Annotated in this window: 22 protein-coding genes and 2 tRNA genes; 5 read left to right on the top strand and 19 right to left on the bottom strand. The window is 65.4% G+C overall.

All coding sequences use genetic code 11. From position 1 onward, the window contains the following. Positions 1 to 17: 17 nt before the first annotated feature. Positions 18 to 1349 carry a DNA polymerase IV gene (gene dinB, locus IM816_RS05495; RefSeq protein WP_250340082.1) on the bottom strand — a complete coding sequence of 444 codons (1332 nt, stop codon included), beginning with the start codon at positions 1347 to 1349 and terminating at the stop codon, positions 18 to 20. 250 nt (positions 1350 to 1599) lie between these two features. Between dinB and IM816_RS05490 the strand changes: the two genes are divergently transcribed. The 3 genes from IM816_RS05490 (at position 1600) to IM816_RS05480 (ending at position 4880) form a co-directional block, all read left to right on the top strand. Beyond that, positions 1600 to 2406: a segregation and condensation protein A gene (locus IM816_RS05490; protein ID WP_218184758.1), complete on the top strand. Its 807-nt coding sequence runs from the start codon at positions 1600 to 1602 to the stop codon at positions 2404 to 2406. Positions 2407 to 2508: 102 nt separating this feature from the next. Beyond that, on the top strand, positions 2509 to 3348 hold the full coding sequence (scpB, locus tag IM816_RS05485; RefSeq protein WP_072323056.1) for an SMC-Scp complex subunit ScpB: 840 nt from the start codon (positions 2509 to 2511) through the stop codon (positions 3346 to 3348). After that, positions 3345 to 4880: a pseudouridine synthase gene (locus IM816_RS05480; protein WP_250340081.1), complete on the top strand. Its 1536-nt coding sequence runs from the start codon at positions 3345 to 3347 to the stop codon at positions 4878 to 4880. Before scpB ends, IM816_RS05480 begins: the two co-directional genes overlap by 4 nt. Before the next feature lie 43 nt (positions 4881 to 4923). Here IM816_RS05480 and hisIE read toward each other — a convergent pair whose 3' ends face one another. The 9 genes from hisIE to IM816_RS05435 are packed head-to-tail and all read right to left on the bottom strand — an operon-like array spanning position 4924 to position 12280. After that, on the bottom strand, positions 4924 to 5547 hold the full coding sequence (gene hisIE, locus IM816_RS05475) for a bifunctional phosphoribosyl-AMP cyclohydrolase/phosphoribosyl-ATP diphosphatase HisIE (RefSeq protein ID WP_250340080.1): 624 nt from the start codon (positions 5545 to 5547) through the stop codon (positions 4924 to 4926). Next, positions 5544 to 6314 carry an imidazole glycerol phosphate synthase subunit HisF gene (gene hisF, locus IM816_RS05470; protein WP_250340079.1) on the bottom strand — a complete coding sequence of 257 codons (771 nt, stop codon included), beginning with the start codon at positions 6312 to 6314 and terminating at the stop codon, positions 5544 to 5546. The genes hisIE and hisF overlap by 4 nt, the downstream gene beginning before the upstream one ends. Next, entirely contained in the window at positions 6308 to 7060 is a 753-nt protein-coding gene (gene hisA / locus IM816_RS05465) for a 1-(5-phosphoribosyl)-5-[(5-phosphoribosylamino)methylideneamino]imidazole-4-carboxamide isomerase (protein WP_250340078.1), read from the bottom strand. The genes hisF and hisA overlap by 7 nt, the downstream gene beginning before the upstream one ends. After that, entirely contained in the window at positions 7057 to 7647 is a 591-nt protein-coding gene (gene hisH / locus IM816_RS05460) for an imidazole glycerol phosphate synthase subunit HisH (RefSeq protein WP_250340077.1), read from the bottom strand. The genes hisA and hisH overlap by 4 nt, the downstream gene beginning before the upstream one ends. Continuing rightward, the gene (hisB, locus tag IM816_RS05455) at positions 7647 to 8711 is read right to left on the bottom strand and encodes a bifunctional histidinol-phosphatase/imidazoleglycerol-phosphate dehydratase HisB (RefSeq protein WP_250340076.1); all 1065 of its coding nucleotides are present in this window, start codon (positions 8709 to 8711) and stop codon (positions 7647 to 7649) included. Before hisB ends, hisH begins: the two co-directional genes overlap by 1 nt. Beyond that, positions 8708 to 9772 (bottom strand): histidinol-phosphate transaminase, encoded by a 1065-nt coding sequence (hisC, locus tag IM816_RS05450; protein ID WP_250340075.1) that lies wholly within the window; start codon positions 9770 to 9772, stop codon positions 8708 to 8710. Before hisC ends, hisB begins: the two co-directional genes overlap by 4 nt. Further along, positions 9769 to 11076 carry a histidinol dehydrogenase gene (gene hisD / locus IM816_RS05445; RefSeq protein WP_250340074.1) on the bottom strand — a complete coding sequence of 436 codons (1308 nt, stop codon included), beginning with the start codon at positions 11074 to 11076 and terminating at the stop codon, positions 9769 to 9771. Before hisD ends, hisC begins: the two co-directional genes overlap by 4 nt. Further along, the gene (gene hisG / locus IM816_RS05440; protein WP_250340073.1) at positions 11073 to 11966 is read right to left on the bottom strand and encodes an ATP phosphoribosyltransferase; all 894 of its coding nucleotides are present in this window, start codon (positions 11964 to 11966) and stop codon (positions 11073 to 11075) included. Before hisG ends, hisD begins: the two co-directional genes overlap by 4 nt. Beyond that, entirely contained in the window at positions 11963 to 12280 is a 318-nt protein-coding gene (locus IM816_RS05435; RefSeq protein ID WP_250340072.1) for a YerC/YecD family TrpR-related protein, read from the bottom strand. The genes hisG and IM816_RS05435 overlap by 4 nt, the downstream gene beginning before the upstream one ends. Positions 12281 to 12430: 150 nt before the next feature. Here IM816_RS05435 and IM816_RS05430 point away from each other — a divergent pair, with 150 nt between their 5' ends. Continuing rightward, positions 12431 to 13144, top strand: coding sequence for a response regulator (locus tag IM816_RS05430; protein WP_250340071.1), 714 nt, complete (start codon positions 12431 to 12433; stop codon positions 13142 to 13144). A gap of 8 nt (positions 13145 to 13152) precedes the next feature. Here IM816_RS05430 and IM816_RS05425 read toward each other — a convergent pair whose 3' ends face one another. Together IM816_RS05425 and hisS are read right to left on the bottom strand one after the other, a co-directional pair. Beyond that, complete coding sequence (locus IM816_RS05425) at positions 13153 to 15048, bottom strand: HAL/PAL/TAL family ammonia-lyase (RefSeq protein ID WP_072323044.1); 1896 nt, start codon at positions 15046 to 15048, stop codon at positions 13153 to 13155. 30 nt (positions 15049 to 15078) lie between these two features. After that, on the bottom strand, positions 15079 to 16461 hold the full coding sequence (gene hisS / locus IM816_RS05420) for a histidine--tRNA ligase (protein WP_250340070.1): 1383 nt from the start codon (positions 16459 to 16461) through the stop codon (positions 15079 to 15081). Between the two features lie 150 nt (positions 16462 to 16611). On the opposite strand from hisS, the gene IM816_RS05415 reads away from it, so the two are divergent. Further along, a tRNA-Pro gene (locus IM816_RS05415) sits at positions 16612 to 16688 on the top strand. An 85-nt stretch (positions 16689 to 16773) separates the two neighbouring features. On the opposite strand, the gene IM816_RS05410 is transcribed toward IM816_RS05415, so the two are convergent. The 7 genes from IM816_RS05410 to recA form a co-directional block, all read right to left on the bottom strand. Further along, entirely contained in the window at positions 16774 to 17178 is a 405-nt protein-coding gene (locus IM816_RS05410; protein ID WP_250340069.1) for a globin family protein, read from the bottom strand. Positions 17179 to 17348: 170 nt separating this feature from the next. Further along, positions 17349 to 17819 (bottom strand): Cif family virulence factor, encoded by a 471-nt coding sequence (locus IM816_RS05405; protein ID WP_250340068.1) that lies wholly within the window; start codon positions 17817 to 17819, stop codon positions 17349 to 17351. A gap of 198 nt (positions 17820 to 18017) precedes the next feature. Continuing rightward, positions 18018 to 18110 (bottom strand) — tRNA-Ser (locus IM816_RS05400). A 72-nt stretch (positions 18111 to 18182) separates the two neighbouring features. Further along, positions 18183 to 18380, bottom strand: a complete 198-nt coding sequence (gene csrA / locus IM816_RS05395; RefSeq protein WP_072323041.1) for a carbon storage regulator CsrA — start codon at positions 18378 to 18380, stop codon at positions 18183 to 18185. 302 nt (positions 18381 to 18682) lie between these two features. After that, positions 18683 to 21316: an alanine--tRNA ligase gene (gene alaS, locus IM816_RS05390; RefSeq protein ID WP_250340067.1), complete on the bottom strand. Its 2634-nt coding sequence runs from the start codon at positions 21314 to 21316 to the stop codon at positions 18683 to 18685. A 71-nt stretch (positions 21317 to 21387) separates the two neighbouring features. Next, complete coding sequence (locus IM816_RS05385; protein ID WP_072323039.1) at positions 21388 to 21900, bottom strand: regulatory protein RecX; 513 nt, start codon at positions 21898 to 21900, stop codon at positions 21388 to 21390. Continuing rightward, the gene (recA, locus tag IM816_RS05380) at positions 21881 to 22927 is read right to left on the bottom strand and encodes a recombinase RecA (RefSeq protein WP_072323038.1); all 1047 of its coding nucleotides are present in this window, start codon (positions 22925 to 22927) and stop codon (positions 21881 to 21883) included. Before recA ends, IM816_RS05385 begins: the two co-directional genes overlap by 20 nt. Between the last annotated feature and the right edge of the window lie 78 nt (positions 22928 to 23005).

The raw sequence follows: 23005 nt of genomic DNA, 5'->3' as shown, positions 1-23005 counted from the left end.
CCGCCCAATGGGCTCATTCATTCGCCGTCGCGCGTTTTCAGTACACCCGCACGAACCAGCGCCCCGGCGCCGAAGCGCCCGTTGATCAGATCCTGAACGCCGTCGGATCGCTTTTTCGAGACGGGGGCGGCGAACATGTCCTGCTGCTCATCCCCATGCCGGGCGTCGAAGCCCGACAAGGCCACACCGAGCAAACGTAGCCTCGGCCGGGGATGCTGGTTCCACCAAAGTTGAAGCAAGCGTCGTGCCACGGCATAGATCTCGGGCGTGGCATTGCCGGGAACGGGCAGCTGAGCCTGCCGACTGTGCGTGGTGAACGGCGGTTCGCGCAGCTTGACGGACACCGTACGCGCCTGGACCCCACGCGACCGGGCACGGGCACCGACCTTCTCGCACTGGCGCAGCAGCCAGGCCTCGGCGATGCCCAGTTCTTCCAGATCGTATTCGAAGGTCCACTCCGACCCAATGGAGACTTCGGGGGCCTCGGTGACCACCGGCCGCCGATCCTCTCCCCGGCACAGTTCGCGTAGCTGTGCGGCGTGGCGTTCGCCGACGGCCTTGTTAAGGCGCCACGCATCGGCGCGAAGCAGGTCGCCGATCGTGCGGATACCGACCTTGTGCAGCGCCTCCTCCGCGACCTTGCCGACCGTCCACATCCGGCCGATCGGCAGTGGATCGAGGTAGCCCTGGGCTTCGTCGGGGCCGATGCGCAAGAAACCGTCGGGCTTGGACAATTCGCTGGCGAGCTTGGCGAGCAGTTTGTTGTGCGCCATGCCTACCGAGGCGTTAAGGCCGGTGCGCTCGCGGATGGCGTCCTTCACCCGGCGCCCGATGGCCTCGATCGAGGCGAACAGCCGCAGGCTCGCGGTCACGTCGAGGAACGCCTCGTCCAGCGACAACCCTTCGATCATCGGCGTGACCTCGGCGAATACGCCGAAGACCACGTTCGATATGGCCTGGTAGCGGTCATGGCGGGGAAAGATATAGACCCCTCCCGGGCAGCGCCGACGCGCCTCCGCGGTGGCCATCGCCGAACGGACGCCGTACTTGCGCGCCTCGTAATTGGCCGTGGAGACCACGCCGCGGCGGCCCAGGCCGGCCACAATCACGGGCTTCCCGACCAGGGACGGGTCGTCCAGCTCCTCCACGGACGCGTAGAAAGCGTCCATGTCCACATGGATGATCGCGCGCTGGGCCGGCTGCATGCCGCTATTGTGCCGCAAGGTCATGACCGGCGGCGGGGGAGCCGCTGGACTTGCACGGGCACAGGCGATACCCTGTGTCACATCGGGTGAACTTATTCGGGCGTCGCGCCCTCGCCGCTCCGTATTTTGGAGCCGGCCGCGCACTGCTCCCGACGGTCCTCTTCACAGACGGTGACCCTCCTGGGGTGTCCAGCGGCCATGCCTTCCGCTCGTCGGCGACGATGCGTGGCATGCCGAGCGAGGTGGCGGTGTAGCCGCCGGACGGCATCGATTGTTGCGTTCCCGGTCGCACCCGCGACCCTTCTGACGTGTGCCGATGACTAACGAGACAACCGAAGTCCAGGCGGTCGAAAAATCTCAGGATGCCTTCGCGGGCATTCCGCAGCAGCAGGAAATGCCTCTCGCGCTGGTGCGCGGGCAACCTGTGCTGCAGATGCCGCAGGACCTGTACATCCCGCCGGATGCGCTTGAAGTCATTCTGGAATCGTTCGAAGGACCGCTGGATCTGCTGCTGTACCTGATTCGTCGGCAGAACCTCGACATTCTCGATATCCCCGTCGCCGAGATCACCCGGCAGTACATGGATTACATCGAGATGATGCGCGAGGTGATGCGCCTGGAGCTGGCGGCGGAATACCTGCTGATGGCCGCGATCCTTGCGGAGATCAAGTCCAGGCTGCTGCTCCCCAGGCCGCCAGCGGAAGAAGGTCTGGAAGAGGATCCGCGTGCCGAACTGGTCCGTCGGTTGCAGGAGTACGAACGCTTCAAGAAGGCCGCGGCGGATATCGACGAGCTGCCGCGCCTGGAACGCGACACCACCGTGGTCCACGCCTTCGTGGGTGAGCACAACGTGGTACGCGTACCGCCCCCGCTGGACCTCAAGGAACTGCTGCTCGCGCTCAAGGATGTGCTGAACCGGGCCGATCTGTTCACGCACCATGCGATCCAGCGCGAACCGCTCAGCGTGCGCCAGCGCATGGGTGATCTGCTCGGCATCCTGAGCGAAGGTGGCGGGTTCCGTCGGTTCGAGACACTGTTCGACGTTACCGAAGGTCGGCTCGGCGTGGTGGTCACCTTTCTGGCGATGCTCGAACTGGCGAAGGAAATGCTCGTGGAGATCGTCCAGGAAGAAACCCTGGGGCCGATCTACCTGAAGACAAAGGTACACACGGAGGCAGCGCAGGAAGAAGCGCTCGCCTGACGGCCCTTACAAGGGGCCAACGAACGGGGGACGTCGCGTCAGCGGCCGCTCCCGCGCACGAAACCGATCCGCGCGTGAAAGGCGCGGCACACCTTGAGGCCTATGGATCTCGAACAACTCAAACCCATCGTGGAAGCGGCGTTGCTCGCCTCCACCCAGCCGATGACGATCGCGCAACTGAAGGCGATTTTCGGCGAGGAAGACGAGGTTGGCACGGACGACATGACGGCAGCCCTGACGGCGCTGGCCGCGGACTGCGAGGGGCGCGGGGTCGAACTGGTGGAGGTCGCCTCCGGCTGGCGCTACCAGGTGAGACGCGAGGTACATGGCTGGGTGTCGCGGATGTGGGCGGAGAAACCGAGCCGATACTCGCGCGCCCTGCTCGAAACCCTGGCACTGATCGCCTACCGGCAACCCATTACCCGCCCCGAGATCGAACAGATTCGTGGCGTGGTCGTTTCCTCCAACATCATCAAGACGCTGGAAGAACGTGAGTGGATTCGTATCGTGGGATACCGCGACGTACCCGGCAAACCGGCACTGTTCGGCACCACGCGCACCTTCCTCGATTACTTCAACCTGAAGTCGCTGGACGCCCTACCCCCGCTTTCCGAGATCCGCGACCTCGACGAATTGAACCCGCAGATGCGTCTCGATGGCGCCGCGGAACCGGTCACCGCCCACGTGGCGATGCCCGATGAAGACGGCGGCGAAAGCCCCGTGAACCCTGAAGACACCGATGATGTCGTGGCAAGGCCCACGACGGTCGAAGACAACGCCACCGAGACCGCGCCCATCGAGGGCAACACGGTCGAAGCGGCGAACGAGCTGCCTGCCGGCGACGACGTCGCCGCGGCTTCCCCCACTGCCGACGAGGCAGAGAATCCCGTAGGCGACGATCAAGACGACGCCGAGAAAGACACCGAGGAGTCACGCGCATGAATGCGCCCCAGCGATCCCTGCTCACCCTTAAGCGCGGCGGCGACAACACCGACAGCGCCCCCCAACTCGAAGAGCGCCTGCACAAGGTGCTCGCCAATGCCGGACTCGGCTCGCGCCGGATGCTCGAACAGCGCATCCAGGCCGGTGAGGTCGAAGTCAACGGCACCGTCGTCGCGATCGGCGCCAGTGTCCATGCCGGCGACCGCGTGACCATCGACGGCAAGCAGTTCGTCGTCGCCACCGACAACCGGAACGACGCCGAAGTGCTCGTCTACCACAAGCCGGAAGGCGTGGTGACCACCCGCGAGGACACCGAAGGCCGTCCCACCGTGTTCGAACAGCTGCCGCGCCTCAAGGGCGCGCGCTGGGTCGCCGTGGGCCGCCTCGACATCAACACCACCGGCCTGCTCCTGCTGACCACCGACGGTGAGCTCGCCAACGCGCTGATGCACCCGAAGAGCGGCCTGGAGCGTGAATACCTCTGCCGCGTGCACGGCGAGGTGCCGGACGAAATCATCGAACGGCTCAAGGCCGGCGTGGAGCTGGAAGACGGTCCGGCCCGCTTCGACGAGATCGCCATCATCAGCCGCGGCGGCAGCCATAGCTGGTTCCGCGTCACGATCCGCGAGGGGCGCAACCGAGAGGTTCGCCGCCTGTGGGATTCGCAGGGCTTCCTGGTCAGCCGCCTGAAGCGCATCCGCTATGGCACCGTGGAACTGCCGCGCGCGCTGCGCCGCGGCGACTGCGAGTCGCTCGACGAAACGGCCATCAAGGACCTCCGTGAGCGTGCCGGTCTCGGTGCGCCCGCCCCCGTCCTCACGCTCAGCGCCGTGGTGCACCAGCGCCGCGCGCCGCGCCACGTGACCGAATACCGCCCGGACACGCGCACCACGGGTGCCTGGAGTTCAGCGCGGCACGACGAAGCTCGCGAACTCACCGCCTTCGATCGCATCCGCGACGACAACCCGCGTGGTGGCCGTGGCGGTCGCGGCGGGCGTGCCGGCGGCGGCGGTCAGCCAGGCGCGCCGCGCCGGGAAGTGAATGGCAACGTCGCCCGTCCGGAACGGGGTGGTGGTGCCGGTGGCGGTCAGCGCAAGTCGCGCCGCGTCGCGCCGGGTCAGGAGCTTCCGTCCATCCGCACGTGGTTCGCTGGCGATTCCCGCACCGGTGCAGGCAACGCGGCGGGCAACACGGGCAACGCCACCGGCAATCGCGGTGGTCGTCCGGGCGGTCGTCCCGGCGCGGGCGGCGGTAATCGTCCGATGGGCCAGGGTCCGGGCCGTGCCGAGGGCAATCGCGCTCCCGGCGCTCGCTTCGACGGCGGTGGCAATCGCGGCGGTCGTCCGGGCGGCGGCAACCGCGCAGGCGGTCCGAGTGCGGGCGGCAACCGCAGCGGCGGTCCCGGCGGCGGTGGCAACCGTGCCGGCGGCGGTCCGCGTCCCGGTGGCAATCGCGGGGGTCGCCCGGGTGGCGGCAATCGTGGTGGCAACGGTGGCGGTGGCAGTGGCGGCAACCGCAGCGGCAACCGCTGATCGATCGGTAAAACGCCGGCACGTCCTGCGTGCCGGCGATGCCTCAGGGCGAGGTCATGCGTGCCGTTGCATGGCGTGACGCAAGTTTCGCGGCGACGGCATCGAAACCGATGCCCCGTGCACGCAAGGCCACCATGAGGTGGAACACCAGGTCGGCGGCTTCGCCGACCAGCGCGTCGTCATCCTCGGCGACCACGGCCAGCGCCGTCTCCACACCCTCCTCGCCCACTTTCTGGGCGATGCGCCGCATACCGCCATCGAACAACGTCGTCGTGTAGCTTCCCTGCGGGCGCTGCGCGTGACGCTCGGCCACGAGTGCGTCCAATTCGGCGAGGAAGCCGAGCTTTGGCGCCACGTCGTCGCCAAAGCAGCTCGATGTTCCGTTGTGGCAGGTGGGACCGGCGGGCAGCGCACGCACGAGAATCGTGTCGGCATCGCAATCCAGGCGCACGTCAACGGTCATCAGCGTGTTGCCCGAGGTCTCGCCTTTCGTCCACAAGCGCCCCTTGCTGCGACTGAAGAATGTGACGCGCCCGTCCTCGCGCGTCGCCGCCAGTGCAGCCTCGTCCATATAGCCCAGCATCAACACTTCGCCGGTGCGCGCATGTTGCACGATGGCCGGCAGCAGGCCGCTACCCTTCGCGAAATCGGCTTGTCCGTCGCTCATGTCCTCACCTCGATACCTTCCGCCTTCAATTGGCGCTTCAACTCGGGAATGCCGATCTCGCCGGTGTGGAACACGCTCGCCGCGAGCGCGGCATCCACGTCCGCCTGGCGAAACACATCGACGAAGTGCTGCGCGCTGCCGGCACCACCGGACGCGACCAGTGGCACATCCGCCACCGCACGCGCCGCCTTGAGCTGCGCGATGTCGTAGCCACGGCGCACACCGTCGGTTCCCATGCAATTGAGTACGATCTCACCGGCACCCAACTGCTGGACTTCCTCGATCCAGTCCAGCGTGCGTTTGCCGAGCGCGCGCGTACGCGAAGGATCTCCCGTGTATTGCCGCACACGCCACTCACCGTCGTCGTCACGCAGACTGTCCACACCAACGACGACGCATTGCACACCGAACGCGTCGGCGATCTCTCGCACCAGTGCGGGACGCTCCAGCGCAGGCGAATTGATCGACACCTTGTCCGCGCCCGCATGCAGGACCTCGCGCGCATCGCCGACGCTACGAATGCCGCCGGCAACGCAGAACGGAATGTCGATCTCCCGCGCCACGCGTTCCACCCAGTCGCGATCGACCCGACGCCCTTCCGGGCTTGCCGTGATGTCGTAGAACACGAGCTCGTCCGCGCCTTCGTCGCGATAGCGCAGGGCGAGCTCCACGATCTCACCGACCACGACGTGATCGCGGAAACGTACGCCCTTCACCACCTGACCGTCGCGCACGTCGAGGCAAGGCACGATGCGACGGCTCAACATGTGGCACCTGCCTTCGCAGCAACGCGAAACGCATCGGGCAGCGTGAAGGCCCCCTCCAGCAGCGACCGACCGAGAATGACCCCGGCCACGCCCTGGACCGTCAGCGCAGCGACATCGTCGAGCGAGCGCACGCCGCCCGACGCCTGTATCGCCATGGCGGGTGCAAGTGCGGCAAGGTGGCGATACAACGCACGATTGGGGCCGGTCATGGTGCCGTCGCGATCGATGTCGGTGCAAAGCACATGCTTGGCGCCCGCCGCTTGGTACCACGGCAACAGATCATCGAGCGTGTTCGCCTCGTCGGCCGTCCAGCCGGCGCTGGGCAGCGCCCAGGCGCCGTCGCGAAAACGCGTATCCAGGGCAAGCACGATCCGCTCCGGACCAAGCCGGGCGATCCACTCCGCTACCGTCTTCGGTTCGCGTATCGCCATGCTGCCGACCACCACGCGTTCGACGCCGGCATCGAGCAGGCGACGCACGCTGGCCTCGTCGCGAATGCCGCCGCCGGCCTGTACGCGCAACCGTCCTGCCGAAGCGATGGCGGCGATCGTGGCGAGGTTCTCGAACTGGCCGGAACGCGCGCCGTCGAGATCGACCACATGCAACCAGGTGGCACCTTCGTCGGCATACCGCGCGGCCAGGACATCGGGCGCGAAGGCGAAGGTCGTCTGCTGCGCGTAGTCGCCCTGGTAGAGGCGGACGACCTGGCCGCCGCGCAGGTCGATGGCGGGAATGGGAAGTGTCATAGCGAGAGAAAATTCTGCAGGAGTTGTGCACCCACGCCCGCCGAACGCTCGGGGTGGAATTGCATGCCCATGAAGTTGCCCGAGGCAATCACCGCAGCGAACGGCTGGCCGTGGTCGGTGGTCGCCAGTGCATAGTCGCCGTCGGGAACGGCATAGCTGTGCACGAAGTACGCACTGTCGTCATGGCGAAGCCCATCCACGAGTGGATGCGACCGGGTCACGCGCAGGCCGTTCCAGCCCATGTGCGGAATGCGCAGTCCGGGTCCGCCGACCATATGACGCACGCTCGCGGGAATCACGCCGAGGCACTCGGTGTCGCCCTCGTCGGAGCGCTCGCAAAGCAATTGCATGCCGAGGCACACACCGAGCACGGGCTGGGTCAGTCCGCGCAGAACGTCGACCAAGCCGGCCTCGCGCAGCATGCGCATGCCAGGACCCGCGGCCCCGACACCCGGCAGGATGACGTGCCGCGCCGAACGAATGCGATCGGCATCCGACGTGAGTTCGGCGTCGGCACCCAGGCGCTGCAACGCATAACGCACCGAACCGATATTGGTACCACCGGCATCGACGAGAACCACGCTCATCAGAGGCTCCCCTTCGTGCTCGGCAGTTCCTCGCCTTCCCGCCGGATGGCCTGGCGCAGGCAACGTGCGACCGCCTTGAAGCAGCCCTCCACCATGTGATGCGCGTTCTCGCCATGCACCGAAAGATGCAGGTTGGCGCCGAGCGTCTCGCACAGGGAACGGAAGAAATGCGGTACGAGTTCGGTGGGCACGTCACCGACCCGCTCGCGCGGGAAGTGACCGTCGAAGACGAAATACGGACGGCCCGAGAGGTCCAGTTCTGCGCGTGCCGCGCTCTCGTCCATGGGCAAGGCGAAACCGTAACGACCGATGCCGCGCTTGTCACCGAGCGCCTGGCGCAGTGCCTGACCCAGCGCCAGCGCGCAGTCCTCGATGGTGTGATGTTCGTCGACGTCGGTGTCGCCGTCACAGCGTAATTCGAGCGCGAAGCCACCGTGCTTGCCGATCTGCTCGAGCATGTGATCGAAGAAGCGCAGTCCGGTCTGGGCGACAGGATCGGCAACGCGATCCAGATCGACGGCAACGCGGATCGACGTCTCGCGCGTCTTGCGCATTACCTCTGCTGTGCGCGGCGCATCGAGGAGTTGGTGGGCGACCTCGCTCCAGCTCATGCCTTCGCGGCCCACACGTAGCCCACGGACACCCATGTTGGCGGCAAACACCATGTCCGATTCGCGATCGCCGATCATGGCGGATTGCGCGCGGCTCCAGCTATCGTCGGCCAGCCAGTGACGGGCCAGCCCCGTAGCGGGCTTTCGGGTATCGCGCTGCTCGTGCGGAAAGCTGCGGTCGATCAATTGCTCGCGAAATACGATGCCCTGCGACGAAAGAATACGCAGCAGCAGCGCGTGCGGCCCGTCGAATGCCTCCTGCGGGAACGACGGCGTGCCCAAGCCGTCCTGGTTGGTGACCATGACCAGTTCGTAGCCTGCACCGACACAACGTTGCAAGGCGGCGATCACGCCCGGGGCAAGCGCGAGTTTCTCGTAACTGTCGATCTGCTCGTCGGCGGGCTCCTCGATGAGGCAGCCGTCACGATCGATGAAGAGGATTTTCCGGCTCATGCAGCGGCTCCTGCCCGCAGCACCGCAAGCACGCGATCGTTCTCGTTTCCCGTGCCGACGGTGATACGCAAGGCGTCACCGAGGCCCGGATAGCGAGTGATGTCACGAACCACCACACCTGCGGCCAGCAAGCGCCGATAGGTGCCCGCTGCGTCGTCGAAACGCACGGCGAGGAAGTTCGCGTGCGACGGAAGCACCTCGCGTACGCCCGGAACCCGCGACAGTTCCGCCAACATGCGGGCGCGCTCGCCGAGCACTTCCTGCACGTGATGACGTTGCAGGCGGCGTCCTTCGTACGAAAGCGCGCCGAGCGCGGCATCCACGCATGGCGAGGGCAACGGATAGGGGGGAATGATCCGCCGTAGCAGGCCGATCACCTCCGCACGCGCGACGAGCGTACCGACGCGAGCACCCGCCAGTGACCACGCCTTCGACAACGTGCGCAGCACGGCAACATTGTCGTACTCGTCGATCAGCGTTACCGCGCTCGTGGCGCCGCTGAACTCCGCATAGGCTTCATCGACCACCAGAATGGCGCGGTCGGTGAGCGCGCTGGCGAGGCGTACGAGCACATCGCGCGGCACCAGATTGCCGGTGGGATTGTTCGGCGTGCAGACGAAGACCAGTTTCGTGGTCGGCGTCACGGCCGCAAGCAGCGCCTCGGCGTCCAGCGCGCCCGAGGGTTGGAGCGGCGACTCGATTACCGATGCGCCCTGGATGCGAGCGCAGACGGCGTACATGCCGAACGTCGGCGGCGAGACGACGACGGCATCTTGGCCGGCACGACAGAAGGCCCGAACGAGCAAGTCGATGGCCTCGTCGCTGCCACGCGTGACCAGCAACCGATCCGCCGTGCTGCCATACAACTCGGCCAGCGTTTCCACCAGCACCCGCGGCTGCGGATCGGGATAACGATTCAGGCCTTCTCCGCCAGGAACGTTCGGCGAGCGCGAGGATTCGTTGGCATTGAGCAGCACGGTGCCGCCTTGTGCCTCCATGCGCGCGCTCGAATACGGCGCCAGGGAGCGGATGTCGGGACGAGCAAGATCGAGGACGCTCATGCGGCGTTATCCAGGGCAGCGAGACGCAAGGTGACCGCACGCCGGTGCGCTTCCAATTGCTCCGCTTCCGCGAGAATGGCGGCACAGGGGCCGATCGCACGCAGCCCAGCGGCCGTGGCTTCCTGCACGGTCACCTGCTTCTGGAAGCTGGCGACCGATACGCCGCTATAGCTTCGCGCGTAGCCGTAGGTCGGCAACACGTGGTTGCTGCCGCTGCAGTAGTCACCGAGCGATTCGGGCGTCCATGGGCCGAGGAAGACGGACCCTGCCGAGGTCACCTGATCCAACAAAGCGCGAGGCTCCGCGGTCTGCACGATCAGATGCTCGGGCGCGTAGCGGTTGCTGACCTCCACCGCCTCCAGCACGTCGGCGACGAGCACGAGGCGGCTGTTGGCAAGCGCATCGGCGGCCACGGCGGCACGCGGCAGCGCGGCGCGTTGACGCTCTAACTCATGTTCGACGCGATCGAGCAGGTCCGCCGAGGGGCTCACAAGCAGCACCTGCGAATCCGGACCATGCTCGGCTTGCGAAAGCAGATCGGCGGCGACGAAGACGGGATCGGCGTCGGCATCGGCGATCACCAGCACCTCCGACGGGCCAGCCGGCATATCGATGGCGGCGCCGTCGGGATCACCCGCTACCTGCAGCTTCGCCTCCGTGACCCAGGCGTTGCCAGGGCCGAACAACTTGTCGCAGCGGGGTACCGACGCGGTGCCATAGGCCATGGCGGCGATGGCCTGCGCGCCGCCGAGCTTGAAGACCCGATGCACACCCGTGGCTCTCGCGGCGAACAGCACGGCGTCGTCGCAGCGTCCGTTGGCCTGCACGGGGGTACACAGCACGACCTCGCGGCATCCGGCGATGGCGGCCGGCACACCCAGCATGATCGCGGTGGATGGCAGTGGCGCACCGCCAGCAGGCACATAGAGGCCGACACGACCGATCGGACGCAGCACACGTTCGACACGCACGCCCGGTGCGGTGTCGACGGCGACGGGGCCCGGCGCGGCGGCGCGATGGAACGTTTCCACACGTCCCGCGGCCTCGCGAATTGCCGCCTTGAGTTCGGGGAGCAAGCGCGCCTCTGCGGCGGCGAATTCGTCCTCGCTCACGACGAGGTCTTCGAGCGCGATGCGATCGTAGCGGGCGGTGAGTTCACGCAAGGTGGCATCGCCGCCGCGACGTACCGCCGCGATGATGGCCTCCACCCCGCTGCGAAGCTCTGTCGCGCGTGATTGAGCCGGGCGCGCAAGCGCTGCCTCGCGACCTGCCTCGTCGAGAGTCTTCCAATCGATCCGTTTCATGCCAGCATCTTCTCCACCGGCAGCACCAGCATGTCGCGGGCACCGGCGCGTTTCATGTCTTCCAACTGCCGCCAGCTCACCGAGCCCGCGCACAGCGCCTGCAGCACGACGTGATCGGGCGCGCCGTCCACGGGGGTGAGCGTCGGTACCGGGCTGCCGGGCAACAAGCGCGTGATGGCCGCGAGCGCATCGCGCGGCGCCTGCATGAGGATCAGGCGCGAATCGCGCACCTGAATCACGCCGTCAAGGCGACGCAGCAGCAGTTCGGCGATCTCACCGCGCTCGTCGGCCGGTAGCTCGCGGCGACCCGCCAGCACGGCTTCGCTCTCGATGACCACCGCCGCTTCACGCAACTGATTGGCAACCAGCGTGGCGCCGCTGGAGACGAGGTCGCAGATGGCATCTGCCGTGCCGAGGCGCGGCGCGATCTCGACGGAGCCCGCGAGCATGACGACCTTTGCCTCGACACCATGCGTACGCAGCCATTCGCCCAGCAGGCCCGGATACGACGTGGCGATGCGCTGCCCCGCCAATTGCGCCGGGCCGTCGTAGGCGTCTTCCTGCGGCACCGCAATGGACAGGCGGCAGTGGCCGAAGCCGAGCGAACGCAATGCGTCGAGGCCCTCGCCCAGTTCGGGATTCGATAGCTGGAATTCCCGGAGCACATTGCGACCCACGATGCCCAGATCGCAGACGCCTTCGGCGATGAGACCCGGGATGTCGTCGTCGCGCACCAGCAACAAGTCCACAGGCTCGCCTTCGCCGAAGCAGAACAGCTTGTCGCGGCTCTGCCGGAACTTCAGGCCGCAGCGAGCGAGCAGTTCCTGGGCCGGCTCGGTGAGGCGGCCGGATTTCTGCATGGCGATACGGAGTCGATCACGCGGCTTCATACGTTACCTCCCAGGTTGCGGCGCGCCGCGGCGGCCATGTACCCGCCGTTGCCCTGATTGAGGTACCGGGCCACTCGACCGATGGTGGTGATGCTGACCGACGTGCGCTCGTGAATCTCCCGATACGAGCGCCCTTCCAGCAAGTGCGGCACCACGCGCCAGCGATCCACCATCACCTCGATCTCGGCGGGGGTGCACAGGTCATGAAGAAATGCGCGCATTTCTTCCACGGTGGAGAGCGCCGCCAAGGCCTCGCAGAGGCTGGTCTCGGCGGAATCCGCTGGCGTTTCGGGGTCGATCGAGCGTCGCTTCATGATAATGTACTAACGCGTTAATACGATAAGGCATCGTAGCCCGCTGACTGCATGAAGGCAAGCGCTGACACGTGATTGCGCCTTTCTTCCATATATTTCGGCCCTGGCCCTCGCCACCATGGCGCCATTCCACCGCCCATGAGCTCTACCATGCCGAGCACCGTGATCATCGCCGACGATCACCCGGTCGTCGTTGCGGGGGTCGAAACCATCCTCAAGGCGCATCGCTACGACGTGGTCGCCCGCGCCCACGATACCGATGCCCTGTTCGACGCCCTCGCCGACCATCCCTGCGACGTCGTCATCACCGATTACTCCATGCCGGAGGGCGACCAGCCCGACGGCATGCCGATGATCCGGCGCATTCGTGCGGTGCGGCCGGACATCGGCATCGTGGTGCTGACGATGCTCTCCAATCCGGCGATCCTGCGCGGCCTGCTCGACATGGGCGTGGCCGCCATTTTCGACAAGCGCACCAATCTTCGGGACATCCCGGTCGCCGTGCATGCCGCCGATGTCGGGCGCTCCTATCTCAGTCCGGGCATTCGCCGGCTGTTCCAGGAAGTGGATTGCGCCACGGGCCCGGAAGAACTCGCCACGCGGCTATCCCCGCGGGAGATCGAGGTCTTGCGAGCCTATGCGAAGGGGCACTCGTTATCGGACATTGCCGCGCTCATGGGGCGCAGCTTCAAGACCATCAGCAGGCAGAAGCGCTCGGCCATGGCGAAGCTGGGTCTCGTGAACGATGCCCAGCTCTACCAGTACCTGGCCGACGTGAACGCCGGCACGGGCGACGACTGGACGCCCGCCAATGACACGACCGGCGGCATCCGCTTCTTCCGCGGCGAATCGAGAGCGCCGTAGTCGCAGCTTCAGCCCTCGGCGACGAGACGGCCCGATGCAACGAGATCGCACACCGCGCGTACGTCGCCGTCCATCGCACGATCGCGCTGCATGAAAGCCACATGGTCGCGCAGCGTCGCCAAGGCTTGGCGCACGGCCACACCGCCATGGAAATCGTCCGCGGATGCCAGCGCGTCCATGAGTGCACGCACCTCGCGCTCGAATAGCGGGTAATGCGGCGAGTCGGTGCGTGGTGCACCGGAAACCTTCGCGGCCAGCGCCTGCCAGTCACCCCGGTGTGCAAGCGCACGCGCGGCGTTGAGCATGTCCTGCCGGTATTCCAGGGCCTGGGCTGCGGTGTACAACTCCATGGCAAGCACGTGGCCGAGGTCTTCCGTCATTTCCAGCACGTGACGCGCCTCGTTCGCACCCATGGATACGTGGTCTTCCGCATTGGCGCTCGTCGGTACCGAGTACACCGATGCAGGATGCGCACGCGTGGCGAGATCGTTCACGAGCGCTGCCGCCGTGTACTGCACGATCATGAAGCCCGAGTCCGTAGCGTCCTCGTTGCCGATCAGGAACGCAGGCAGGCCATCGTTGTTGGCGGGATCGACCAGCTTCGCGGTGCGCCGCTCGGAGATCGAGGCGAGCACCGGAATCGATGCCTTGACGTAACTCATCGCCAGGGCCAACGGCATGCCGTGGAAATGCCCGGCGGAAATCACCTGATCCTCGATGACCTCGGCGTTCTCGGCATCGGGGAACACGAGCGGATTGTCGGTCACGGCGTTGAGTTCAACGTCGAACACGCGGCAGGCCTGCTCCCAGGCATCGCGCACCGCGCCGTGGACCTGCGGAGCGCAGCGCAGACAGTAGGCGTCCTGCGGCTGGTGCTTCTTGCCACCCTTGAACGGGAGGAACCGCGAGTAGAACGCTTCCTTGCCGTGGCGCTGCGTGGCGGGCACCCAGTCCCAGCCGATGTCGAAACGGTAGGCCTGTTCGCTCGGCTCGGCCCATGCATCGGCCAACCACGGGCGGAAGCGCGGCACCATGTGGTACGCGATGTCGGCGAGGGTGGAGCCTTCCAGCAAACCACGGATGTTCTGCGCAGCGGCGACCTGCCCGGGGTGCGGACGCAACGCATGCACCTCTTCTGCATAGGCGCCGGTGCGACCGGCGAAGGCGTCGAGGGTCATCGCCGCAGCCAGGTCGGCCGTGCGGATCAGCATGTCCATCGTGTCGAGCGCGAGCACGCCGGTGGCGAGCATCTGCGTCGTACCGTTGTTCAATGCCAGACCCTCCTTGAAGGAGAGCCGCACCGGCTGGAGACCCGCTGCCGCGAGTGCCTTACCGCCCGGCATGCGCTCGCCCTTGTAGAAGGCTTCGCCGCCACCAAGCAACACAATGGCGAGATGCGACAAGGGCGCGAGATCGCCGCTGGCGCCTACCGAGCCTTTCTCCGGAATGACCGGGATCACGTCACGGTTGAGCAGTTCGGCCAGCGCGCGCAGGGTTTCCACGCGAATGCCCGAATGCCCGCGCATCAGCGTGTTCACGCGAATGGCCAGCATGGCGCGTACGACGTCAATAGAGAACGGCTTACCGACGCAGACCGCGTGGGTGATGATCAGGTTGTGCTGCAGTTCTTCGAGCAGGCTTCCGTCGCGCGGCTCCGGATTGCCGCCGGGCAGTTCGTCGCGCACGCGGTGCGCACCGAGCAGCTTGTCGGCGTTGCTGCCGAAGCCGGTCGTGACGCCATAGATCGGCTCCCCACCGCCTACCTTTTCCGCGAGAAAGTCGGCAGCGCGCTTCACTTTCACCAACTGCGCCTCGTCGAGTCGAATCGAGGCGCCCTGGCGGGCGATGGCGGCGACCTGGGCGCGCGTGAGGCTACGCCCGTCGAGAAGAATGCTGCTGGTCATGGGAAGCGCCGTGGGATGCGGTGGGAGGATTCAGCGACCGATTTCGGCCTGGGCCAGTTCGACGCGAAGTGTCTTGACCAGATCGGCGCGTGGCACCTCAAACTGGTCTTCGCGGCGCAGGTCCTTCACCGTGACCACGCCCTTGGCAATTTCGTCTTCGCCAAGCACCACGACGAAACGGATGCCGGCGCGATCGGCGTACTTGAACTGCTTGCCCAGCTTGCCGCCGTCGAGCACCACCTCCGTGGCGATGCCCGCACTGCGGAGTTCCGAAGCCACCGCAAGATACGTCGGCATCTGCGCGGCATCCATCTGCGTGACCAGCACGTCCACCGTGCTCTGCGCCGTGGACACGAGGCCCGCATCGCGAAGCTGCCAATAAAGACGAGTCAGACCGATGGAGATACCCACGCCCGGCAGATGCGACTTGGTGTACTGGCCGGCCAGATTCTCGTAGCGACCACCCGAACAGATCGAACCGATCCCTGGATGTTCGTTCAACGTGGTTTCGTAGACGGTGCCGGTGTAGTAGTCGAGCCCGCGTGCGATGGACAGGTTGAGCGCGAAGTGCGTCTCCGGCACGCCGAAGTCACGGATCATCGCGAGCACTTCCTTCAGTTCCGCCCTGCCCTGCTCGAACGCTTCCGAACCGGCGCCCAGCGCATCGAGCTTCGCGAATGCATCGTCCACCGACGTCGAACGCACCTGCACGAAGGCAAGGATCTTGTCGGCTACGTCAGCTGCGAGACCGAACGCGTCGCCGGTCAGGGTATCGCGTACGTAGTCCGGGCCACGCTTGTCGAGCTTGTCGACCTCGCGCAGCACGAGCATCTGCTGCGTGGCGTCGGCAATGCCCAGGTTCTCGAAGTAACCGCGCATCAACTTGCGGTTGTTGAGATGGATGGTGAACGCGCCGATGTTGAGCTCGCGGAAGACGCTGTAGATCACCGCCGGAATCTCGGCGTCATAGCGCACCGAAAGCGAATCCTTGCCGATGACGTCGATGTCGCACTGATAGAACTCGCGGAAGCGACCGCGCTGCGCCCGCTCGCCACGATAGACGCGCTGCATCTGGTAGCGACGGAAGGGGAAGCTGAGGTCGTGCTCGTGCTCCGCGACATAGCGCGCCAGCGGCACCGTGAGGTCGAAGCGCAGCGCCAGTTCGGGCACCTCGCCCTTCTCGGCCGCACCCAGCGAGCCGGTCGACTGGACGAAGTACACCTGCCGCTCCGTCTCGCCACCGGTCTTGGTCAGCAACACGTCGCTGTACTCGATGACCGGGGTCTCGATCGGCAGGAAGCCGAAGCGCTCGTAATTGCGACGAATCGTATCCAACATACGCTGGAAGGCGATCTGATCGAGCGGCAGGAGCTCGAGGACACCGGGCATGGTGCGGGCCGGGGTGAGTGCCATGCAATTCCTCTTCGGACAGGCTTACGGACGCCGCCACGCGGCAGCCGCATAGATTAGCAGATGGCCAGGGCCACCCCGCCGTCCACGTAAAAAAGATGCGAAGACCTGTTGCCAAGGCACCGACCCACGGCTAATATACGCGGCTCCCGTCGGGGTGTAGCTCAGCCTGGTAGAGCGCTACGTTCGGGACGTAGAAGTCGCAGGTTCGAATCCTGTCTCCCCGACCAATAAATTCGAGTAGTTTCGTCATTCGACGATGAAAGGCCCGCCCTCAAAAGCGGGCCTTTTCGTTGTCCGGGTATCTAGCCTTGCTCAGAAGGCGACGGCAAATGCGTGTGTGACCTTGCCCATGGCTTCGCGCCAGCGAGCTTCCAGTTCGGGCGTGAGCTGATCGTCGCGCTCGCGCACGGCCTGCAAAAGGCTTTCAAGCCAGTGGTCGTGGAACTCCGGAAGTACCGGCGCCCTGCCCAGGCGTGCATGGACGCGAATCATTTCATCGACGGGACGCTGCGCCATGCCGTCTCCCGCGGCCCATGAGATCGCCAGGCTGATGCCGCGACGGAGGGCCATGTGCTGCTTCTGAAAGTCGGTTTTCTCGAAGAGCGGCGGAATGCGTGGATCGCGGGCGAGGAGAATTTCGTAGAAGCGCTCGATGAAACCGCGCGAACGCAGGCAACGCCCGTAGCTCGTGTGCAGATCGTCATAACCGATGGACATGGCGGCCCCAGTCGCTGAAAGCGAGCAAAGTAACGCCGAGGGTTCCGCCAGCATTTGCGCTCGGTCAATTTCTGAGCGGATATCGCACGTCAGCGGGCTGGGCAGGGGAACGCCTGCCCGCTTGCCGGAAGGTGACTGCGTGCCGGTGCCTAGGCGGTAGTCACAGGGATTCAGAAGTTGGATGAATACAGCATCGCGACGATCTTCCATCCGTCAGGCGTGCGCAGCATTTGCCACGTTTCTGCACCGCGATTGTCGACCTTTCCGTCTGTAAGAAACTCGAAGTCGAAGTAGACGGACGCAATGGTACCGTCCGTATCGATACGCACGTTGTGGAAGCGCTCTTCGATGGGGTCTTTGGTACCGCCGACATAGGCGACGAATTCCTGCCAGGTACCGCTCTTAAAGGAAGCCGCGTCGGGATGCTTCTGACGCATCTTTTGATAGGTCGAGTCCCCCATCGCCATGATCCACGCCTTGCTATCGGGCAGGAACAGGGTGCCGAGGGCCTGACCGTCGTGGGCCTTGATGGCCGCCTGGAACCGGTTGACGACCTGTTGGATCTGCGCCTTCGGCGTGTCTTCCGCAAAGGAAGGCGTGGCGGCAAGGACGAGCGCGGCGAAGAGCAAGGCAAGCTTCATGGGGCGGCTCCGTGGCGGGTCGGCTGAGGAAACCACTAATCGGTTGCCGATGCCAACGCCTGATGGCCTCTGGCCCACTTACCCGACCGAACCGTTACGGCTACGAGGTACGACCGCGGTCTAGACGTCTCACGCAGCGCCAATACGCCCCGTCGCCAGACACAAAAAAACCCCGACGAGTCAGGGCTTTTCTGTGTCTGGCGGAGAGTGAGGGATTCGAACCCTCGATAAGGCTTTTGACCCTATACTCCCTTAGCAGGGGAGCCCCTTCGGCCTCTCGGGCAACTCTCCGTGATCGTTCGTCGAGGACCGTGCCCTAACGAGCCAGCAAGGATACTTGCCCTTGCCGCGGCCGTAAAGACTTTACTGGTCGTCCCCGGAATGGCCGGCCGGGTCATTCTCGTTCTTGATGCGCTGGTAAATCTCTTCGCGGTGGACCGCAACGTTTTTCGGTGCATTGATGCCGATGCGCACCTGGTTACCCTTCACACCCAGAACGGTGACGGTCACCTCGTCGCCGATCATCAGGGTTTCACCGACCCGGCGGGTCAGAATCAGCATGATTGATACTCCATAAAATCAGGTATTGGCTTCCCCACCAACGACAACCTCACCCCGAGTGCTTGCCGTCAATGGATCGACGTTTCGACCATCGAAGGCCGATTGCCTTCCCCGGCTCTAGTTGTGTGTGTCGCTGACTAGCTGTCCTGCCATCTCGACCCGAAGGATCGATGTCGAAGGATGCGGTTCGACATTCGGCTGATACTAGCCGAGCCAAACCGGGGTACGCAACGCACGAGGCTGTGAATGCGTGCACAGGGACGCGTTTACAACATACCGACGTCTATCCGGCCACCTGCCGTTCAGCGCAGGCGGGCCTCCACCCAGGCAGGAATGCCTGCCAGGACAGTCGCAAGCGCCGGGCTATCGAGGCCGCCGCCCTGCGCCATATCCGGGCGGCCACCGCCCTTGCCCTCGATATGGGACGCCACTTCCGCGACGAGATCGCCAGCCTTGACCTTGCCCAGCGCTGTGCCGCCGACGCCTGCCACCAGGGATACGCGACCATCGACTGCGCCGGCGAGGATCACGACGCAGTTGCTTAGTTGTTGCTTAAGAACATCCATGCTGTCGCGCAGCGACTTGGCATCGAGACCTTCGAGCCGTGCCGCAACGACCTTGATACCGGCCACCTCGACCGCCGAGCCAGCCAGATCCGCGGACGCCGAACTGGCTGCCTTGGCCTTGTACGATTCGACCTCTCTTTCGAGTTTCTTCTGCCGATCGAAGAGCTGGCGAAGCTTCTCGACGACGTCGTCGCCCGTCGCAGCCAGCAACCCGGAGACCTCGCTCAGGATGCGCTCCTCGTCGGCTACGCGCGCCATGGCGCCCGCGCCGGTCACAGCTTCGATGCGTCGAACGCCCGCGGCGACACCGGATTCCGAAACGATCTTGAACAAGCCGATATCGCCGGTGCGCGAGACGTGCGTACCGCCGCAGAGTTCGGTAGAGAAATCGCCCATCTTCAGTACGCGCACCTCGGCACCGTACTTCTCGCCGAACAGAGCAACGGCACCGAATGCCAAGGCGTCGTCGTAGCCCATGTGGTGAATCTCGGCCTGCTGATTGCGGCGGATCTCGTCGTTGACCATATGCTCGACCTGCGCCAGCTCTTCGGGCGTGACGGCCTTGAAGTGGGAGAAGTCGAAACGCAGCCGCTCCGGCGCGACCAGCGAACCCTTCTGTGCGACGTGATCGCCCAGCACGGTGCGCAAGGCTGCGTGCAGCAAATGGGTGGCCGAATGATTCAGCACCGTGGCCTGACGCTGGGCCGCGTCGACCGAGGCACCGACGACGGCACCCTTGGTCAACGGCGCGGAACCTTGCCAGCTACCGAAGTGCGCGAAGAAAGCTCCGCCGACCTTCTGTGTATCCGCCACGGCGAATGCACCGGACGGATTGCGCAGCATGCCCGTGTCGCCGACCTGCCCACCAGACTCGGCATAGAACGGCGTGCGATCGAGCAGCACGAAAGCCTCCTCACCATCGGCGAGCGCATCCACCGCCTTGCCTTCGCGGACGATGGCGACGACCTTCGCATCGGCAAGATCGAGATGTTCGTAGCCGGTGAAGATCGTCGGCGACAAGGCGCTGGCGACCTCTGCCGGAAGCTGCGCCTTGGTTGCGAAGTTGCTGGCCGCACGCGCGCGTGCGCGCTGCTCACCCATGGCCTGCTCGAAGCCTTCCATGTCGACCGTCATGCCACGCTCGCGCGCGATATCGGCCGTGAGATCGACCGGGAAGCCGTAGGTGTCGTAAAGACGGAAAGCATCCACACCGGGAATGATCTGCCCCGACTTGGCGGCGACATCGTCGAACAGGCGCATGCCGTGCTCGAGGGTTTCGCCGAAGCGCTCTTCCTCGGTCTTCAGTGCCTGCTCGACGAACGCACGCTTGGCGGCGATCTCGGGATAGGCGTCGCCCATCTCGGCCACGAGCGGCGCCACCATCTTCCAGAAGAAATCGCCACGCACGCCGAGCATCCAACCATGCCGCAGGGCGCGACGGATGATACGGCGAAGCACGTAGCCGCGCCCCTCGTTGGACGGCAGCACGCCATCGACGATCAGGAACGAGCAGGCACGGATATGATCGGCGATGACGCGCAACGACTTGTTCGACAAATCGGCCGTGCCGGTGAGACGGCCCGCTTCGGCAATCAGGTGCGCGAACAGGTCGATCTCGTAGTTGGAATGCACGTGCTGAAGTACAGCAGCGAGACGCTCGAGGCCCATGCCCGTATCGACACACGGAGCCGGCAGCGGCGTCAGCGTGCCGTCCGGCGCGCGATCGAACTGCATGAAGACCAGATTCCAGATCTCGATGTAGCGATCGCCGTCCTCGTCGGGCGAACCCGGGGGGCCGCCAGCAACGTCCGGACCGTGGTCGTAGAAGATTTCCGTGCACGGACCACACGGGCCGGTGTCCGCCATCTGCCAGAAATTGTCGGACGCAAAAGGCGCGCCCTTGTTGTCGCCGATGCGCACGATACGCTCGGCAGGCACGCCCATCTCCTTGTGCCAGATGTCGTAGGCCTCGTCATCGGTGTGGTACACCGTGACCCACAGGCGTTCGGCCGGCAGCTTGTAGACCGCCGTGAGGAGTTCCCATGCATAGCGAATGGCGTCGCGCTTGAAGTAGTCGCCAAACGACCAGTTGCCGAGCATTTCGAAGAACGTGTGATGACGGGCGGTATAACCCACCGCGTCCAGATCGTTGTGCTTTCCGCCGGCCCGAAGGCAGCGCTGCACGTCCGCCGCGCGCACGTAGCCAGGCTTCTCGCTGCCGAGAAACACGTTCTTGAAGGGCACCATGCCCGAGTTGGTGAACAGCAACGTGGGATCGTTCGACGGCACCAGCGATGCCGACGGCACGATGGTGTGGTCCTTGGACCGGAAGAACTCGAGGAAGGTCGAACGGATTTCGGCTGTTTTCATGAGCGATCGTGGCTTCGGAGCTGCGAGGCGTATCGCGGGGACGCTCCGTCCAGAATCAAGGCTCGTTGCCTTCAGTCGTCGTCGGCGTCTTCCGCATCGGCGTGGGTAAGAACACGTACTGTGGCGGCGGCGAAGCCGCGACGCAAGAGGAATTGCGCCCGACGCTGCCGTTCCGCGGGGTCGGCCGTGGGTCCGCCATAGCGCCGCCGCAGCTGGCTGGCGGCAAGATCGTCCCAATCCACGTCGACCGCATCGAGCAATCGGCGCAACACGGCGTCGCTGATGCCCTGGCTGCGTAGTTCGGCCCGGATGCGGGCCGGGCCGTAGCCCTGACCCACGCGGCTGCGAATCAGCGCCTCGGCGAAGCGATCGTCGTCCTGGTAGCCCTGATCACCTAGGCGCTCGATCGCGGCCGAGGCTTCGTCACGCGCAAAACCGCCGCGATCAAGCTTCTGCTTGAGTTCGCGGCGGGAGTGTTCGCGCCGGGCGAGAAGCCCGAGCGCCTTGTCGTACGCGGTGCGGGTGGGACGTTCGGCCTTGGTGCCGCGCCCACCCGTGCCGGGCTCAGACTTCCTCGAGCGCATCCTGCTCGGTGTCGCTGGCCTTGGACGTGCCGCTACCGGGCTTCACCAGCAGGCGATCGCGCAGCTGGGCGTCGATCTCGTTGGTAATGGCCGGGTTGTCGCGGAGGAACTGGCGGACGTTTTCCTTGCCCTGGCCGATGCGGTCGCCCTTGTAGCTGTACCAGGCGCCGGACTTGTCGATCAGGTTCTCCCGCACGCCCAGCTCGATGATCTCGCCTTCGCGCGAAGTGCCCTCGCCGTAGAGGATCTCGAACTCGGTCTGACGGAACGGCGGCGCCACCTTGTTCTTCACCACCTTGACGCGGGTCTCGGAGCCGATGACTTCCTCACCCTTCTTCACCGCACCGATGCGACGAATGTCGAGGCGGACGGACGCGTAGAACTTCAACGCGTTGCCGCCGGTGGTCGTCTCCGGGCTGCCGAACATCACGCCGATCTTCATGCGGATCTGGTTGATGAAGATGACCAGGCAGTTGGATTTCTTGATGTTGGCCGTGAGCTTGCGCAGGGCCTGGCTCATCAGGCGGGCATGCAGGCCCACGTGAGAATCGCCCATCTCACCTTCGATTTCGGCCTTCGGCGTAAGCGCCGCCACCGAGTCGACCACCACCATGTCGACGGCGCCCGAGCGCACCAGCATGTCGGCGATTTCGAGGGCCTGTTCACCGGTGTCCGGCTGGCTGACCAGGAGGTCGGCGACGTTGACGCCCAGCTTCTCGGCGTAGCTCGGGTCGAGCGCGTGCTCGGCGTCGACGAAGGCCGCGGTGCCGCCAGCGCGCTGGCAGGACGCAATGGCCTGCAGCGTGAGCGTGGTCTTGCCCGACGATTCCGGGCCGTAGATCTCGACGATACGGCCGCGCGGCAGGCCGCCAATGCCCAGGGCAATGTCGAGGCCGAGCGAACCGGTCGACACGGTGTCGATCTGGTCGTCGACGCGATCGCCCAGACGCATCACCGCACCCTTGCCGAACTGCTTTTCGATCTGGCCTAGGGCACTCGCCAGCGCCTTGCGCTTGTTGTCGTCCATCGTGAATTCCGGTCTCGTGTGTAGGGATGTATCTTGCCCGACCGTGGTCTCAGGGACTGCGATCCGCAATCGCCAAGT

The sequence above is a fragment of the Luteibacter flocculans genome, assembly GCF_023612255.1.
Lineage (GTDB): Bacteria > Pseudomonadota > Gammaproteobacteria > Xanthomonadales > Rhodanobacteraceae > Luteibacter > Luteibacter flocculans.
The sequence above is the reverse complement of the archived record's forward strand: the minus strand, read 5'-3'. Positions and strand labels throughout refer to the sequence as shown.